Consider the following 15,521-nt stretch of genomic DNA (forward strand, 5'->3'; position numbering starts at 1 on the left):
CACGGAGCACCCCCATGCCAGCATTGACCTCTGAAGCATCCTCCATGCTCACCAACCCGCTTGATCTCATGGAACAGGTAATTGGTGGGCATGGCTGGACATTTGAACGCTGCACCCCAACGGAAATGGCAGCAGAAGCCCCTTCCCGCTGGTGTGATTACGGGCTGTTTTTTTCATGGTCAGCCGAACTGGGCGCTATTCTGTTTACCTGTGCGTTTGATCTTAAGGCAGCCCCCACACAGCACCCCGATCTGTACGAACTGATCGGGCTAGCGAATGAGCAGATATGGGTTGGCCATTTCAGCCTGGATACAGAAGACGGCGTTCTGCTCTTTCGCCATGCTCTGCTGTTGCGCGGTACACCATCCGTTACCGATGTATTCGAAGATATGATCGACATTGCATTGGCTGAATGCGAACGTTTTTACCCTGCTTTTCGTTTTTTTCTGCACGCAGGGTTGGATGCCAAAACGGCACTCGCAACAGCCATGATTGATTGTCAGGGAGAAGCATAATGACAAACACCCCCCTCCTGCCCTCCATCCTTCTCGTCGGTTGCGGTAAAATGGGTGGTGCCATGTTGGAAGGCTGGCTAGCGCATGGGTTAGCCCCTTCTGTAGTTATAGACCGGCATCTGGCAGAGCTTCCTGCTCCCCACCGTGTTGTGCGCTCTCTAGAGGCCATTCCGGCAGATTTTGCGCCAGATATTATTCTGGTTGCCGTCAAACCCCAAAAAGCCAATGGCGTTCTGGCAGAACTAGCCCAACACTTCCCTAACGCCACACTGCTTTCCGTTATGGCTGGCCGCACCATTGCCAGCCTGCTGGCAGCTTATCGGGAAGGGAACGCTGCGGCCTCTCCTATTATTATCAGAAGTATGCCCAACACTCCCTCGGCTCTAGGTGCAGGCATGAGCGGGCTTTATGCACCGCCCGAAGCCTCCGCAGAGCAGAAAAAGCAGTGTGATCAACTCCTCAGCGCTGTGGGTAAAACCGTATGGGTGGATCAGGAAGGGTTAATTGATTCCGTAGCCGCTATTTCTGGCAGCGGACCTGCTTATGTTTTTCTTCTAGCTGAACTGCTAGAACAGGCTGGCATAGAACAAGGGTTGGACGCACCAACCGCCCGTGCGCTGGCGCGCGGCACCATTTATGGTGCGGGGCAGATGTTGCATCAGCTTCCCACAGATGCCGCAGAATTACGCCGGAACGTTACAAGCCCCGGTGGCACCACAGAAGCCGCATTGAAAGTTCTGATGGCCTCCGATGCATGGCCACAGGCTGTTTCAACCGCCATTGCTGCTGCTGTTAAGCGCGCCAAGGAACTTGCATCCTGATTTTTGCCTTTATGCCCATTGATTATATTTTCTCTTTCTTCTCGCGCAGGTTTTTAAATGGACAATGATGATTTTGATGCAGCGCTGGTTTCATCAGCTCTAACACTTTCTGCAGAACGTGGTTGGTCGCACATTTCTGTATTGGATGCCGCGCGTGATGCAGGCCTTTCCCTGCGTGAGGCACGGCAGCGCTTTCCGCTTAAGGCTTCCATCTTGCTTCGTCTTGGGCGCATGGCGGATGATGTCGCGTTGGCTGATGACACAGTAAGTGGCAACACCCGTGAACGCCTGTTTGACCTGTTGATGCGCCGGCTAGATGTATTCCAGCAATACCGTGAAGGCCTCAGTTCTGTGCTGCGTAGCCTGCCGATGGACCCTCCCCTAGCTATCATTCTAGGTGGTGCCACGCTTGAAAGCATGCGCTGGATGGCAGATGCCGCAGGCATTAGCGCCAACGGGCTAGGCGGATTTGTACGCGTGAACATAATTGTGGGCATATGGACCCACACTTTGCGTGCATGGGAAAAAGATGACAGCCCCGATATGGGCAGCACCATGGCGGCTCTGGATCTGGCGTTAGACAAAGCTGGCCGTTTTGGCCTCTTTCCCGCAGGTGATGAAGCGGCCTCTCTGGATGACGGATTGCCAGATCTGGAGGCTCTTCCGGATGCAGATTCTAGCTTTGCAGAAGGCCATTAATTTTTTCTTCTGACAAAGATATGAAAAACAGACTTTACGAAAGCTGTCAGTTTGCCTTAAAAGAGCGGCACTGGCAGCTTAATGCTGATGGGGCGTAGCCAAGCGGTAAGGCAGCGGATTTTGATTCCGCCATGCGGAGGTTCGAATCCTCCCGCCCCAGCCAGAACCTAATCTCTTTAAAAATATTCATGTTTTTATTTTTATAAAAATTGAGCGAATATATTCACCCTTAATGTATTATTGAAAATTTGTATTTTATGGAAATGAGCATAAATAAATTCTATATTTATTTATGCGATCTTAACATTTAACACACCTTCAGAATACTTTATCATGAAATGTAAAACTATTCTGAATAAGTTTTCTGATACTCACACTTACTCTTGACGTTACGGAATATTCCTTTCTCTGATAGAAAACACCATTAGTGCTTTTTCTTTTGCTCTATCAGACTGCCCCCGTTCTCATGACACATCCTTCTGCGCCGCCTCCCTCGCTTTTGAAGCAACAGGGTATTCCTGCTGTTTTGGGAGGAAGAACACTTTCTGCCTTTGCATCTCAAGTACAGGCAGTAGCTGTAGGGTGGCAGGTTTATGCTCTTACCCATAGTGCAGCCGCATTGGGTTTTGTGGGGCTGGCACAATTTCTACCTATGGTGCTGTTTATATTCCCTGCCGGGCACGCAGCAGACCAGCATAACAGGCAACGTATTGTTATCTCGTGCCAGGTGATCGAGGCGCTTGCTACGGCGTTCATGGCGTATGCCTCATTCTCGCATCACCTCACCTCCCTCATGATTTACGGGCTTGTGGTGGTATTTGGCATCTGCCGCGCCTTTGAAGCACCCGCGCAGCAAACGTTTCTGCCTTCTCTGGTTCCTCCTGCACTCTTTCCACGTGCAGCGGCTCTTTCTTCCTCTCTGTTTCAGGTTGCCTGTATCGCAGGGCCATCTTTGGGGGGATTGCTATACGGTTTGGGCGCAGGGGTATGTTATGCATTGTGCGCGCTTAGCTTTGCTATTGCCGCATTTTGTACTTTTTCCATGAAATTGCAGTTTCCAACCCGCGCCAAACAGCCTGCAACCCTAGCCGCTGTTTTTGGCGGCATTGCTTTTCTACGCCGCAAACCCACTATGCTAGGCGCTATTTCTCTAGATCTATTTGCTGTGCTGTTGGGCGGGGCGACAGCCATGCTTCCCATTTTTGCAAATGATATTTTGCATGCAGGCCCTTGGGGATTAGGCTTGCTGCGGGCTGCTCCTGGTATTGGTGCATTATTGGTGGCTGCTATTTTAGCCCGTCATCCTTTAGGGCGACATGCTGGATTGTGGATGTTTGCAGCCGTTGCTATTTTTGGTTTTGCCACCATTGCCTTTGGTTTTTCTCGCTCCATCGCCGTTTCAGTTATCATGTTGGCAATATTGGGCGGAGCAGATGTGATCAGCGTTATGGTACGCGGAGCACTGGTTCAATTAGGCACGCCAGATGAAATGCGTGGCCGCGTTTCTGCGGTGAATATGCTTTTTATTGGTTCATCCAACCAGTTGGGGGAATTTGAAAGCGGCATGCTGGCCGCTGCTATTGGCCCCATTCCTGCCGTTGTATTAGGCGGTATTGGCACATTATGCATTAGTGGAATCTGGATGATGCTGTTTCCCGGCCTGCGCAAACTGGATAGGCTGGAAGACATTACCCCCGAGCATTCCTGATAAAAAAAGCCTTACGGAACAATATCCGTAAGGCTTTTTCCAAAGCTTATGCAGCTACCCGATTGTTCAGGCTTAAACAGCCTTTTTCAGATTCGGACTTGCTTTAAAACGTACCGTTTTGCCAGCTTTGACCTTTACCTGCTCACCCGTGCGAGGGTTCAAGGCCTTACGAGCTTTGGTCTTACGCACTGTAAACGTTCCGAAAGAAGGAAGTGTAAAACCACCTTCACGCTTCAGTTCTTCTACAATCGCATCAATAAGGTCATTCGCTGCCTGATTGGCGGCAACGCCGGTGCAGTTGATCGAGTCCTGGATCACTGCTGCAATAAAGGCCTTGCTCATGAAGTACTAACTCCCTTTCAGACAGAACTGTATGCACAAGAATTATTTGGCTATCATGCCTATGCTTTAAGGGCTTGTAGTCACATTTTGATGAAAAAACCAACTTAAAAAATGCAGCATCTTTTAAATCCTTCCGATCCTGTCAGCAAAAACGGATCATGTGGCTTTTCAGACACAGGTTTACCGGCGGGGTCTGTATGTCTTTTTGCTGCATTCGCACCAGACGGTATTTTACCGATTTTTACACGGTTTTACCTAAAAAACATTTTGGATTGCGGTTTTATTCTGCATCTGGTTCTTTCTGGTGAAACCCCAATAGATAAAGAAACCATTGTTTTCTGTAAAAAAAATAATATTCACGTTTGGCAACGCCCTAACGGAGGGATGGACTTTGGAGCATGGCGTTTCTTGTTCCAAAAAAACGTTGCAGCTCAAGCTCCTTACGTACTTTTAGCGAATGACAGTGTCTTCGGGCCATTTCGACCTCTTGCCGATGTAGTAAAACAAGCACACGCATATACGTTACCTGCTTGGGGGCTTGTTGCCTCCCGCCTTATCACACCACATTTGCAATCATGGTTTGTTGGGCTTTCGCGGCACACACTGCAAGCAGCACCAGTGCAGCGTGTTTTTTCCCTCCCATTTGAACAAATGAGTCGGAATGAAATTATCTGGCATGGGGAATTAGGGTTATCCGTTGCGCTGCAAGAAGCCGGAGTTCCTCTTCAGGCAGCCTGGAGCGATCTACAGTCACCTCTAGCTCGCTTTCTCCCCACCAACCCTATGCACACGCACTGGTATTCTGTTGCTGCTTCTGGGCAGGTGCCTTTTATCAAGCGGGAACTCTTACGGAACAACAGCTTCGCTATCTCGAACTTACACCGGTGGCCAGAGGTTATTCCCCCAGCGTCCGACTTTGATCGCCAATGGATCATGGATAGCTTTTGCAAAAACGAATCCAGATCAGCCCCTGCTGCCACAACAGCAAAAGGGCGAGCGCTTTATAATGTTATCAGCACAGCAGATAGCCTACGCTGGAAGATAGGCCATCTGAAACGTTCAACGCGTTAACCTGAGACTTGCGCCACTTCGTACAGCCATTTTTCCAGCTCTGCACTTTGCTGTTCAAATGTGGCAAGGGTCGCTTTATGAGGATTTACATAGTCCTGCATAAATCCGGGTGTATCCAAAAGGTTTTCCACCGCCATATGCAGGGTTTCTGGCCTGCCATCTATCGGAATAAGGGTGCCATTCACTCCATCCTCAATATCCTCCGCCTGGCCACCCGGAGCGGTAGAGATTACCCATACATCGCGCGATAACGCTTCACGCACGGTCAGGCCATAGCTTTCCTTCCATTGCGAAGGAAACAGCAGCACATCAATGCTATTGAAAAAGTCGTCTATTGTCTCACGCGTATAGGCTGGAATTGTGGAAACACGCCCCTGTGTTTTCCATGCTCCTGTGTAAACAGATTTGATACCCAGATTTAGCTTATTATCAACGATAACCAGTTCCCAATCATCTCGTTCCAGCGCTTCAAATGCGCGTTTTACAAGAGAGTATCCTTTTATTTCTTCTGTGCCGCCTACGTAGCCAAAGCGTAGTTTTTGGCCGGGAATACGTTGTGGATGAGAAGATTTGGGCCACAAAAAACCATTCCGGTTTACCCGAATTTTGTCTGTCGAAATTCCATTTGCAACAAAAAGTGCACGATGCTCGGCACTAGGAGTCAGCAATAGCGCTGCGTGCTGCATGGCCGTTATCATCAATATCTGACGTTCTGCCAGATGCCGTGCATGCGGCACACAAAGCTGGCACGTATGCAGATTGATTTTTTCCTGAAAGCAATAATGTCCATCGGCTTTCACCATGAACTGCCGCTCACATAACCACCATGCATCATGCAGTGTAATGACGTAAGGAATGTTTTTTTCCATACATACCCTTACACAACCTAGCCCCAACCCTTGTGTTGCATGAAAATGCACAATTGAAGGACGGAATGCCTCCACCCACTTTTTAAAGGCTTGCGTGGCATCGGCATTATCCAACCCTGCTACGGCATCATGATCTGGGGGCGTGATAACACCCAAAATATCTGTGCCTTCCATACAATAGCGGATACTCGCCTTGCCGCGCTGCGCCAAAGGAGGGCGCGATGTAAACACGGCAACCTTTGTGTTTTCCTGCTGCTGAAGCCTGCGAGCCATTTCCTCTGCAACAAATGTTGCGCCGCCAAAAGAGCGTGGCTCGTAATAAATATTCGCACATAAAATGCGTAATTCTGATGACTTCTGAACTTCCGGCTTGCCGAACGCTGGCAAAACCTGGTTTTTCACAATGGCTTCTGGGCTATAATGGTCCAGAACATCCTTACGGGCTTGATCACCAAGTGTTTTTCGTAATGTGCTGTCAGCAGCCAGCTTTAAAATGGCATCACACCATTCTGTATCGGTCTGTGCGACAAGCCCATTTTTACCATCCTGTACAATCTGCATAAACGCATCGCGCGGTGAGCAGACCACAGGCAAACTTAGAATAGCGGCTTCCAGAAATTTGATATTGCTTTTGGCATCATTGAAAATCGTAGGTTCTAATGGGGCAATCGTAATATCTGCCTGCGCCAACAATTGCATATAAGCTGCGTAATCTAACCCTATCTGGGTTTGCACTCGCCCACCCAACGCATCAAACTCTGATGGCAGAGTAAGATCTCCAATAATATGCAGTGTAAGGCGTGGGTCTGCTTGCATGGCTGCAAGAATACCTGCTGCCGCCAGCTTAAAATCTGCATCATGCGTACGTGTGCCAGAACCATACACAATGCGTATCTCGCGCTGCGTATCATGCTGGGGCACACCATTTTGCCGGATGTCCGCCACCACATCCAATGTCTGCTGATCCAGCGCGTTTTCTATAACAACGGTATGCTGAATACCGGCTTTTTGCATAGCCTGTGCCAACACACGTGTAGAGGCAATGGCCTTATCGCAAGACAACAAACATTTACGAAAAAGCCGAACGCCAAACAGAAGCTCTTCTTGCTCCTGTTTGTCCAAAGTGGCCAAATTGCCGTTCTGCTTATAATCTTCCGCAGAAAAGATAAGATCATCCACTTCCCACCAAGGGGAAAGCTCTAACCGCCTTGTTTCCTTAAGGAGTGTTTCAACCGCAGGAAAAGCGGGAACACGGTAAAAAATAACCTCTGTGCATACCTGAAGAGCTGAAAGAGCTTCTTCTGTTTCTCGCCAATCAACAACCTCTACAAGCCACCCTAAAGACCGTAGTTGCTCTTCTTTCTGCCAAACGCGATATTTGGCACATTGGCGCAGAGATAACTCTGCAATAATCAGAACCCGAGGCGTAAAATCTTTTAAGCGTTCCTTGCCAACATTTGCAGAATAAACCTGATTTATTTTTTCTTCATGCGTTAAAATACTTGTATTTTTCTTGTCCCCACCCTCAACAGTAGTACCCACTGTGGCAGGCTTACGTTCAAATAGACGTTCAGCTGCACGGCCAATGGATGAACGTGCCAAACGATGAGAGATACGAAACCGCACCCCTGCCACACCTTCATCCTGATAAATTTCTTGCAACCTATGGTAAACGTCCGAAATTTTTCGACCTGTTGGTAGCTGCCCTTTACTTAAATGCCGAACCACCCTTAACGGAGCCGTAAGACGCCAGGATAATGTATGCTGCCAGATACTAAGCTGACGTTGTGACTGTGAAAGTTCATGCCGAAGGTAAGAGGCTTCATGGACTATGCCATCCATGCGCATAGCCTGGATACGCATACTGGCCCGATAACTAGCGGTAAGGGCTTCTTCGGTAGATTGCTGCTTTTCTGGCGTGTCACACGGCAATTTAGAATACGCCATAAGCTTTAATTCTTTCACAATACTTTAGAAATATCACACAATCTTTTTATACAACCTATTTCAAAAAGAAAAGCCGGACCCTAAGGCCCGGCTTTCCTCTTAAGCAAGAACGTAAACCTGTTCTAAAGACTTACTTCAGACCAGAAAACTGGTTTTGGTTCAGGGTATCAACGTTCACAAATGTAATCTGGCTGTGGTCAGACAGAGTAATTGTGGTGTTGTTACCGTTGTGTGTTGCTTTATCCAGAACGTCTGTCTGGAAAGAAGCCTTGGTGTAGTCGTAGTCAACCAGCAGAACAGAGTTGTTAGCAGCGCTACCAAAGTCCTGAATGGTGTAATCTGCGCCAGCAACACTGTTACGGAAACCGAACACGTTAGCTGCACCACTACCACCTTCCAGGGTGGCATCGCCTACACCGGCAACCAGCGTATCGGAAGCAGTGCCGCCGATGAAAGTCTGGGTGCCTGTTGTGCCTGCGTTGTTACCGAATGCCTGGAACCCGAATGCAGAAGATGCACCATCCAGCGTTTCGTTACCATCGTTTGCAACGAACAGGTTATTCGCGCCAGAACCATCGATAAAGCCCTGCTGGCTTGCAGCAACATGGATATCCAGACCGTTGGAACCGAAGATCGTAGCGTGACCAGCCGTAATGGTGGTTTCGCCCGTGCCGCCAATGAAGGTAAGATTGTCGGAAACGTTGATCAGTGCAGAATCGGTGTTTTCGGTCTGCAGGTTGCCATGAGCAGCGGAAATCGTGCTGTTCTGGCCACCTTCAACAGTGCCTGTAGCACCGGAGAAGTTGATGTAATCCAGAGAACCACCGGTAACGGTGGAAGCACCACCAACCGTGATCTGCTGGCTACCATTGGCATCCACAACCAGAGAGTTATCAGACAGCTGAACCGTAGAGCTGCTGCCAGACAGGGTAACGCTCTGACGACCAGCGGTTGCTGTAATGGTGTCCTGACCATCGGAATGAACATAGTTCATGCCCGAGCCCAGATCGATGGTGTTGTGGCCCTGACCTGCAGAGATGGTGTTGTTACCTGCACCACTGTTCACTGTGTCATCACCGTTACCGGTCATGATGTTCCAGTTACCTGCGGTGGACAGGCTGTTGCCTTCGAACAGGTTATCACCAGATCCAGCCAGGAACTGGCCGCTCTGATCACCTGCACGGAAAGCAATACCTGTGTTGGTGCCGCCAAGAACGGTCATGCTGGAGGCAGTGCCACCATATGCATTAACGTTCACCCAGCCATCAAGAGCCGTACCCGGCTGGCTGTTGGCATCGGAACCGATGCTCAGGTAATCAACATTACCAGCAACGCGGTAAGAACCAGCTGAGGTAATAACCCCGTAGCCTGCCTTATTGCTATCGCTAAAGGTTGTATCCCCAGCAGAAAGATTCTGTGCATCAAGAGTGCTGATGACTGAGCTCAACTGGTTCGACAGGTCAGTGGCCTGGTTGTACAGGGCCGAATTCTGTGCGCCGTCTACGGTAACCTGAACATTACCGGACGCACCGACAACCGTGATAATCGGCATGTATCCGTCCTTTTTCTTTACATTTTGCCGCGCCAGCCAGAAATTCCAACCCGCCTACGGCAATCTAACGCTATCCTTTCCTGCTTCGCAAAATACTGCACGAAACGCAAGCAGATTATAGCGTTATTACTTCGCTAACGGCCAACATTGCACAGCGTTGCCAGCCGTTAGCACTGTAAGAAATTTCTCTCTTTGATGAAATAAAAAATACCCAATCTATAATGGTAAATATTTATAATTTTTCTGATAGTTGTATAGAATAACCCTCTAGTGTTGTTTGCTATTTTTCATCACCACAACTGGACTCGTGCCGGACACATGCCTGTAGTGCCTTCCTCCCTCGCAGAATCTCTTTCATCATTGGAAGACTCTCCGCTTTTCACCCCAACTATACTCATACAAAATAGTACATTTGGATGTGAAAACATACCTTTCCTATCATGGATTCTTAAGGAAGCATTTTTTAGCGGGTTATTACTGGTTGGAAGCAGCCTTTCCATTAAGGAAACACTGAGCTTTCGCTTTAATATTCATCCCTCATCTTTCCAACTTACATTTCAGGCAGAACTTCCATCTTCAATCACTCATAACAATCAGGTTATTTATATAGCTGCCAGAATGTGGCAGTCGGCAGAATCCATTCAGCATCTTCTAAATACTGCCCCAGAAGGCACGCTCCTTCTATTAGAAGGGATAAAAGACTCGCGGCGTGCAGAAGCATGGGAACATCTTTCTGCTCTTTTTCCTGCCTTTATGTTCCCTCAAGGAACAGGATTAGGCATTCTAGCAGCAACAGAGGTTGCCTGCCTGTTTCCCCTACTCACACCGGATTCCCGCCTTTCGGACACAGAAAAAACCACCAAGAACCTGCTGCGTGAACGCTTCGCTTTTGCCGGAGAATTCTGGTTCAACAAGGCGCTCCTCACTGCTGCTCATGCTCAGATAGATACGCTCAAACAGGATCTGGTACAAACGCGCAGTCATGTTTTTTCCCAGCAAATGCTGACGCACCACGAGAGCGACCAGAGCGCACAGAAAATCGACTCGCTACAAAAAACCCTTCAACAAACCCAGAAAAACGAACAAGCTCTTATTCAAGAAAAACAGGAAATTACAGACCGCTTAACTAGCTTTATCAGCACAGTAAAACAGAGAGAGCTTTGTTATCAGCAACAAACAAAAACCCTTAACAACCACATACTCACCCTGTCTGCATATATAGACTCCTTGAAACAAACGTATTCTGCTTACTCCCAGCACATTCATGATCTATGGGGCAGATTCGCGCAGGAAGTTCTTGACCGAACCGAAGCGCAAGATGCTCTCAAAACGTATCTTTCAACACCTTCCGGCGTTATCCGTTCTATTGCTCGCGCTTTGGTAAAAGGTGTTGTTGTTCCCTACGTGCCAGACCTACCTCAACCACCCCACGTAGAATCCCCTCCGCAACTCCCTCCGGCTCCGCCTCCACTTTTGCTGGAACACAGCTCTGCCGCGCCACTTACTTTTCCTGAAGTTCCAGAAGCCACTTCAATTTCCATTATTGAACAACCTTCACAACCTTCCGGATTCAACGTTCTTTTTGTTGCGGGTGAGCCAGATTCCCCGGGTGTAAATTACCGTTGCATCCGCAATGCGGCTGCCTGTTCTCTTGCTGGTTTTCCCGCTCAGTGGAAGCGCTGCGCAGACGTTGGCCCCGATGATATCAACTGGGCGGATGTCATGATTTTATGGCGTGTTGAATTCAGTGGCCATGTAGACATTATGCTACGGCTGGCGCGGGAACAAAACATGCCGGTTATTTTTGATACAGATGATCTCACGTTCATTCCTGCCCTTGCACGTATGGATATTATTGATGGCATACGCAGCATTGGCGCCACAGAAGAACGTATTGAAACAGTCTTTACTGATATGCAGCGCACCCTTTTACGCACAGATATCGGGTTTGCCCCAACCGATGCTTTAGCGGATGCTATGCGGGTTTATCAGCCCGTTACTTATACTGTACCTAATATATATAATACAGAATGTCTGGCCTTAAGCCGCAAAGCGTATCGTATGCGCCAGCTTAACCCGGATGAACAGATTATTCGTATTGGCTATGCAACAGGCTCCCGCACACACCAAAAAGACTTTGCTCAGGTTAGTAGTGTTCTCGCCCGCTTGCTGCACGAAAAACCCAATCTTCGGCTTGTACTATTCCGCGAAACAGGGAATCATCGCCCAGTTCTGCTCATGAACGAGTTTCCTGAATTTGAACCCGTGCGTGATCAGATAGAATGGCGAGACATGTGCACCTTGCCTGCCCTTCCTTCTGAACTGGCCCGTTTTGATATTTCAATTGCACCACTGGAAACACAGAATCCATTCTGTAACGCCAAAAGTGAATTGAAATTTTTTGAGGCCGCTTTAGCTGGCGTGCCTTCCATTGTTTCCCCAACGGCACCCTTTCGCCAATGCGTGCAAAACGGCCGCACCGGGTTGTTTGCCACCACACCTGAAGAGTGGGAAACCGCGTTACGCACACTTATTGAAAATCCGGATTTGCGCCACCGCATGGCACGAAATGCGTATCATGCTGCCTTGTGGCACTTTGGCCCACAACGCCAAGCCATTCTTTTAGGTACGATTATGGAAAGCCTGAAAGGAGAAAAACAGGCAGCCCAAACCGCTGAAATACAAATTGCACGCGGCCATTATCTGGCACGCAATCTACCGGATATTCCTGATTGCAGCGTAATGTTCCTGCATGATGCCCTGCAAGAAGCAAATGTTACCGTTATTATTACATCTTATAACTACGAAAACTTCATTCTTGAGGCATTAGAATCCGTTCGGCTGCAAACCATTCCAACCCTTGATCTTGTTGTTGTTGATGATGGTTCTACAGATGGATCACTCAACCAGATCAAAAGCTGGATGGAAAAACAGACGGCGCGCTTTAATCGCCTTATTTTGCTTCAAACCAATTCCAATGCAGGGTTGGGCGGCGCGCGTAACTGTGGTGTTGCCTATGCTGAAACCCCATTCTTCCTGCCATTGGATGCAGATAACCGGCTTTTACCACATGCATGTGAAACACTTTTAAGTGCAACAGATGAATTAACAGCTTACGCTTACCCAATTATCCAACAGTTTGGAGACCCCGCCCAACATCCAACGTTAGGCCAGGAACCTTTCCGCCCCATGCAACTGGTGGCAGGCAATTATATTGATGCCATGGCTCTGGTAGCCAAATGGGCATGGGCCGCCGCCGGTGGGTACTATGTAAGCCGTGACGCAATGGGGTGGGAGGATTACGACCTTTGGTGCACCATGGCCGAATACGGTTTGCGCGGCACCCATGTACCGGAAGTGCTGGCTGAATATCGTGTGCACCAAACATCCATGACCAACAACGTGACGGAAAAAATGGCACATAAACAGCGCGTGGTCTCACTGATAGAAGAACGCCACCCGTGGATCAGATTGGTGCAAAAAAGCGCCAAACAGCGTGAAGTCACAACAAGCTAAAAATGACCGATAAAAACGCTAAGCCCGCAAACAGGCATACTGTTTGTGCGGCTTGGTATTTCGACACCGTGAAACGCGCAAAAAAAACAGAACCCCATTTCTGGAATTCTGTAAACCGCTCTGATTTTTTAGGAAAATCTGGAGCGGGCGATGGGATTCGAACCCACGACCCCAACCTTGGCAAGGTTGTGCTCTACCCCTGAGCTACGCCCGCATTGGATGGCCTCCTTTTACGGATGATCATTCAGATAGGCAAGAGGGAAAATGAAAAAAAATGCCTGAAATTGCATTTTCTTTCTCCAGCCCTTTCCTACTTGTGTTGGAAAGGGCTGTTGGCGCTTTTCAGCCTGTGCTGATACTGATGCTCAAATGCCTTTACGCAGCAAGGAAGGAAAACCGTGTCTGCTTCCATGTTCCGATCCCTTTATCATCAAGGGTTCGTCCGCGTAGCTGCCTGCACCTTGCCCGTAGCACTGGCAAATCCAGCCATAAACGCGCAGCGTATCCTAGAATCTGCCAAAGCATGTGCCGCAGATGGTACAGTTTTATGTGTGTTCCCTGAACTTGGGCTGTGCGGATATACACTGGAAGACTTGCTACAGCAGGAAACGCTTCTGGCAGAAACCAGAACAACCCTTCTCTCCTTGGCTCAGGCATCTGCCACGTTGTGCCCTGTGCTGGTGGTAGGCGCGCCGTTGTTATGGAAGAACGCTCTTTATAACTGCGCAGTCATTATTCATTCCGGCAAAATTCTGGGTGTGGTTCCTAAAAGCTACATCCCAAATTATCGAGAGTTCTATGAGGCACGCCATTTCCGCTCCGGCGCAGATATTCGCGGGCAGACAATCAAGATCAATGGGCACACCGTACCATTTGGCGTGGATCTACTGTTTGAAGCGCAGGATGTGCCCTCATTCAGCCTCAGCGTAGAAATTTGTGAGGATATGTGGGTACCTATCCCACCCTCAGCACACGCTGCACTGGCTGGCGCTACAATTATCGCCAACCTTTCAGCAAGTGACATTACGGTTGGCAAAGCAGAAACCCGGAACATGCTCTGCCAATCCCTCTCTGCCCGCAATATTGTCGCTTACCTTTATGCGGCAGCCGGAGAAGGTGAATCCACCACAGATCTGGCGTGGGATGGCCAAACCGCTATTTTTGAAAATGGCATCCTGCTGGCAGACAGCGAGCGCTTTCCCTCCGGCGCAACCGCTGTAATTGCCGATGTGGATCTTACGCTTTTGCGGCAAGAACGCCTGCGTATGGGAAGCTTTGCTGATGCAGCGCGCCAAGCAGATACATGGCGGCACATTAGCTTCACCCTCACGCCTCCTTCTGCAAACCTTGGGCTCAAACGCCCCCTTGCCCGCTTTCCTTTTGTACCTGCCGCTCCAGAACGCTTGGCACAAGATTGTTTTGAGGCCTTTACCATTCAGGTATCCGCACTCAAGCAGCGCCTTAAAACAAGTGGCGTTAAAACAATGGTTATCGGTATTTCCGGTGGCTTGGATTCTACGCACGCCCTACTGGTGGCCGTGCGTGCAGCGGATGAGCTGGGTTGGCCACGCAGTGCTGTGCGGGGTTATACAATGCCCGGCTTTGGCACAACGGACAAAACCCTTGCCAGCGCCAACGCACTGATGAGCCAGTTGAATATCACGCACGAAACGCTGGATATCCGCCCGGCTGCGGAGCTGCTGCTACGCACCATTCGGCACCCTTATGCAGATGGGCAACCCGTGCATGACATTACTTTTGAGAACGTTCAGGCTGGCCTACGCACAGATTTCCTGTTCAGGCTGGCCAACCAACATCATGGCATTGTCATCGGCACAGGAGACCTTTCCGAGCTAGCATTAGGGTGGTGCACCTATGGTGTGGGCGACCAAATGGCGCATTACAATGTGAATGCGGGTCTTCCTAAAACCCTTATCCAGCACCTTATCCGCTGGTGCATTGCTTCGGGCCATTTTGCTCCTGCTGTTGGCAAGGTGCTGACAGACGTTCTGGCTACAGAAATTTCTCCCGAGCTTATTCCTGTCGGTAAAGATGGCCCTCAAAGCACGGAAAGCATCATAGGCCCTTATGCTCTGCATGATTTCGCACTGTTTTATATTCTGCGCTACGGTTTCAGGCCGTCCCGCGTGGCCTTTCTAGCGGAACAGGCTTGGCAGGATGCCTCAACAGGCCAATGGCCTCCGGGTTTTCCCGCATCCGAGCAAAAAGCTTATGATCTTCCTACCATTCGCCACTGGTTAGAAATATTTGTGCGCCGCTTTTTTGCAACCAGCCAGTTCAAACGTTCTGCCATGCCAAATGGCCCCAAAGTTATGCCCGGCGGCAGCCTTTCCCCCCGAGGAGACTGGCGCGCACCCTCCGATGGCAACGCCCGCCTCTGGCTGGATGATCTAAAACACAATGTGCCCGAAGCCTGAACCACAAAAGAGGGGTTTAGCCCACTGCTGCCCTCATGGTATT

10 protein-coding genes and 2 tRNA genes are annotated in these 15,521 nt (G+C 49.3%); 8 read left to right on the top strand and 4 right to left on the bottom strand.

The features are described from left to right. Positions 1-14 precede the first annotated feature (14 nt). From DS739_RS12805 to DS739_RS12825, 5 genes are all read left to right on the top strand, one after another. Positions 15-515: a YbjN domain-containing protein gene (locus DS739_RS12805; protein ID WP_035353015.1), complete on the top strand. Its 501-nt coding sequence runs from the start codon at positions 15-17 to the stop codon at positions 513-515. Continuing rightward, positions 515-1,336: a pyrroline-5-carboxylate reductase gene (proC, locus tag DS739_RS12810; RefSeq protein ID WP_035353012.1), complete on the top strand. Its 822-nt coding sequence runs from the start codon at positions 515-517 to the stop codon at positions 1,334-1,336. The genes DS739_RS12805 and proC overlap by 1 nt, the downstream gene beginning before the upstream one ends. 57 nt (positions 1,337-1,393) lie before the next feature. Further along, positions 1,394-2,035, top strand: a complete 642-nt coding sequence (locus tag DS739_RS12815; protein WP_006115669.1) for a hypothetical protein — start codon at positions 1,394-1,396, stop codon at positions 2,033-2,035. Positions 2,036-2,123: 88 nt separating this feature from the next. Continuing rightward, positions 2,124-2,198, top strand: a tRNA-Gln gene (locus DS739_RS12820). Between the two features lie 264 nt (positions 2,199-2,462). Further along, a complete protein-coding gene (locus DS739_RS12825) occupies positions 2,463-3,743 on the top strand; it encodes an MFS transporter (protein ID WP_006115671.1) in 1,281 nt (426 codons plus the stop codon). A 72-nt stretch (positions 3,744-3,815) separates the two neighbouring features. Here the strand turns inward: DS739_RS12825 and DS739_RS12830 are convergent, their stop codons facing one another. Continuing rightward, the gene (locus DS739_RS12830) at positions 3,816-4,085 is read right to left on the bottom strand and encodes an HU family DNA-binding protein (RefSeq protein WP_003623313.1); all 270 of its coding nucleotides are present in this window, start codon (positions 4,083-4,085) and stop codon (positions 3,816-3,818) included. A gap of 111 nt (positions 4,086-4,196) precedes the next feature. Here DS739_RS12830 and DS739_RS12835 point away from each other — a divergent pair, with 111 nt between their 5' ends. Then, positions 4,197-5,156 carry a rhamnan synthesis F family protein gene (locus tag DS739_RS12835; protein WP_006115672.1) on the top strand — a complete coding sequence of 320 codons (960 nt, stop codon included), beginning with the start codon at positions 4,197-4,199 and terminating at the stop codon, positions 5,154-5,156. Here DS739_RS12835 and DS739_RS12840 read toward each other — a convergent pair. Together DS739_RS12840 and DS739_RS12845 are read right to left on the bottom strand one after the other, a co-directional pair. Next, positions 5,153-7,972 carry a glycosyltransferase gene (locus tag DS739_RS12840; protein WP_035353009.1) on the bottom strand — a complete coding sequence of 940 codons (2,820 nt, stop codon included), beginning with the start codon at positions 7,970-7,972 and terminating at the stop codon, positions 5,153-5,155. The genes DS739_RS12835 and DS739_RS12840 overlap by 4 nt on opposite strands. A 130-nt stretch (positions 7,973-8,102) precedes the next feature. Beyond that, entirely contained in the window at positions 8,103-9,524 is a 1,422-nt protein-coding gene (locus DS739_RS12845; RefSeq protein ID WP_006115674.1) for a hypothetical protein, read from the bottom strand. Positions 9,525-9,842: 318 nt separating this feature from the next. Here DS739_RS12845 and DS739_RS12850 point away from each other — a divergent pair, with 318 nt between their 5' ends. Next, on the top strand, positions 9,843-13,040 hold the full coding sequence (locus DS739_RS12850; RefSeq protein ID WP_035353006.1) for a glycosyltransferase: 3,198 nt from the start codon (positions 9,843-9,845) through the stop codon (positions 13,038-13,040). A 139-nt stretch (positions 13,041-13,179) separates the two neighbouring features. Here the strand turns inward: DS739_RS12850 and DS739_RS12855 are convergent. Continuing rightward, positions 13,180-13,254 (bottom strand) — tRNA-Gly (locus DS739_RS12855). 196 nt (positions 13,255-13,450) lie between these two features. Between DS739_RS12855 and DS739_RS12860 the strand changes: the two genes are divergently transcribed. Beyond that, positions 13,451-15,478: an NAD(+) synthase gene (locus DS739_RS12860; protein ID WP_035353003.1), complete on the top strand. Its 2,028-nt coding sequence runs from the start codon at positions 13,451-13,453 to the stop codon at positions 15,476-15,478. Positions 15,479-15,521: the final 43 nt, after the last annotated feature.

Origin of the sequence: Acetobacter sp. JWB, from assembly GCF_003323795.1 — a bacterium.
GTDB classification, from domain to species: domain Bacteria; phylum Pseudomonadota; class Alphaproteobacteria; order Acetobacterales; family Acetobacteraceae; genus Acetobacter; species Acetobacter oryzifermentans.

Excerpts from the sequence above, each read along its gene's own strand:
- DS739_RS12850 (WP_035353006.1), top strand. The coding sequence starts at position 9,843 with ATGCCTGTAGTGCCTTCCTCCCTCGCAGAATCTCTTTCATCATTGGAA.
- DS739_RS12840 (WP_035353009.1), bottom strand. The coding sequence starts at position 7,972 with ATGGCGTATTCTAAATTGCCGTGTGACACGCCAGAAAAGCAGCAATCT.
- DS739_RS12835 (WP_006115672.1), top strand. The coding sequence starts at position 4,197 with ATGCAGCATCTTTTAAATCCTTCCGATCCTGTCAGCAAAAACGGATCA.
- proC (WP_035353012.1), top strand. The coding sequence starts at position 515 with ATGACAAACACCCCCCTCCTGCCCTCCATCCTTCTCGTCGGTTGCGGT.
- DS739_RS12805 (WP_035353015.1), top strand. The coding sequence starts at position 15 with ATGCCAGCATTGACCTCTGAAGCATCCTCCATGCTCACCAACCCGCTT.
- DS739_RS12860 (WP_035353003.1), top strand. The coding sequence starts at position 13,451 with ATGTTCCGATCCCTTTATCATCAAGGGTTCGTCCGCGTAGCTGCCTGC.
- DS739_RS12815 (WP_006115669.1), top strand. The coding sequence starts at position 1,394 with ATGGACAATGATGATTTTGATGCAGCGCTGGTTTCATCAGCTCTAACA.
- DS739_RS12845 (WP_006115674.1), bottom strand. The coding sequence starts at position 9,524 with ATGCCGATTATCACGGTTGTCGGTGCGTCCGGTAATGTTCAGGTTACC.
- DS739_RS12830 (WP_003623313.1), bottom strand. The coding sequence starts at position 4,085 with ATGAGCAAGGCCTTTATTGCAGCAGTGATCCAGGACTCGATCAACTGC.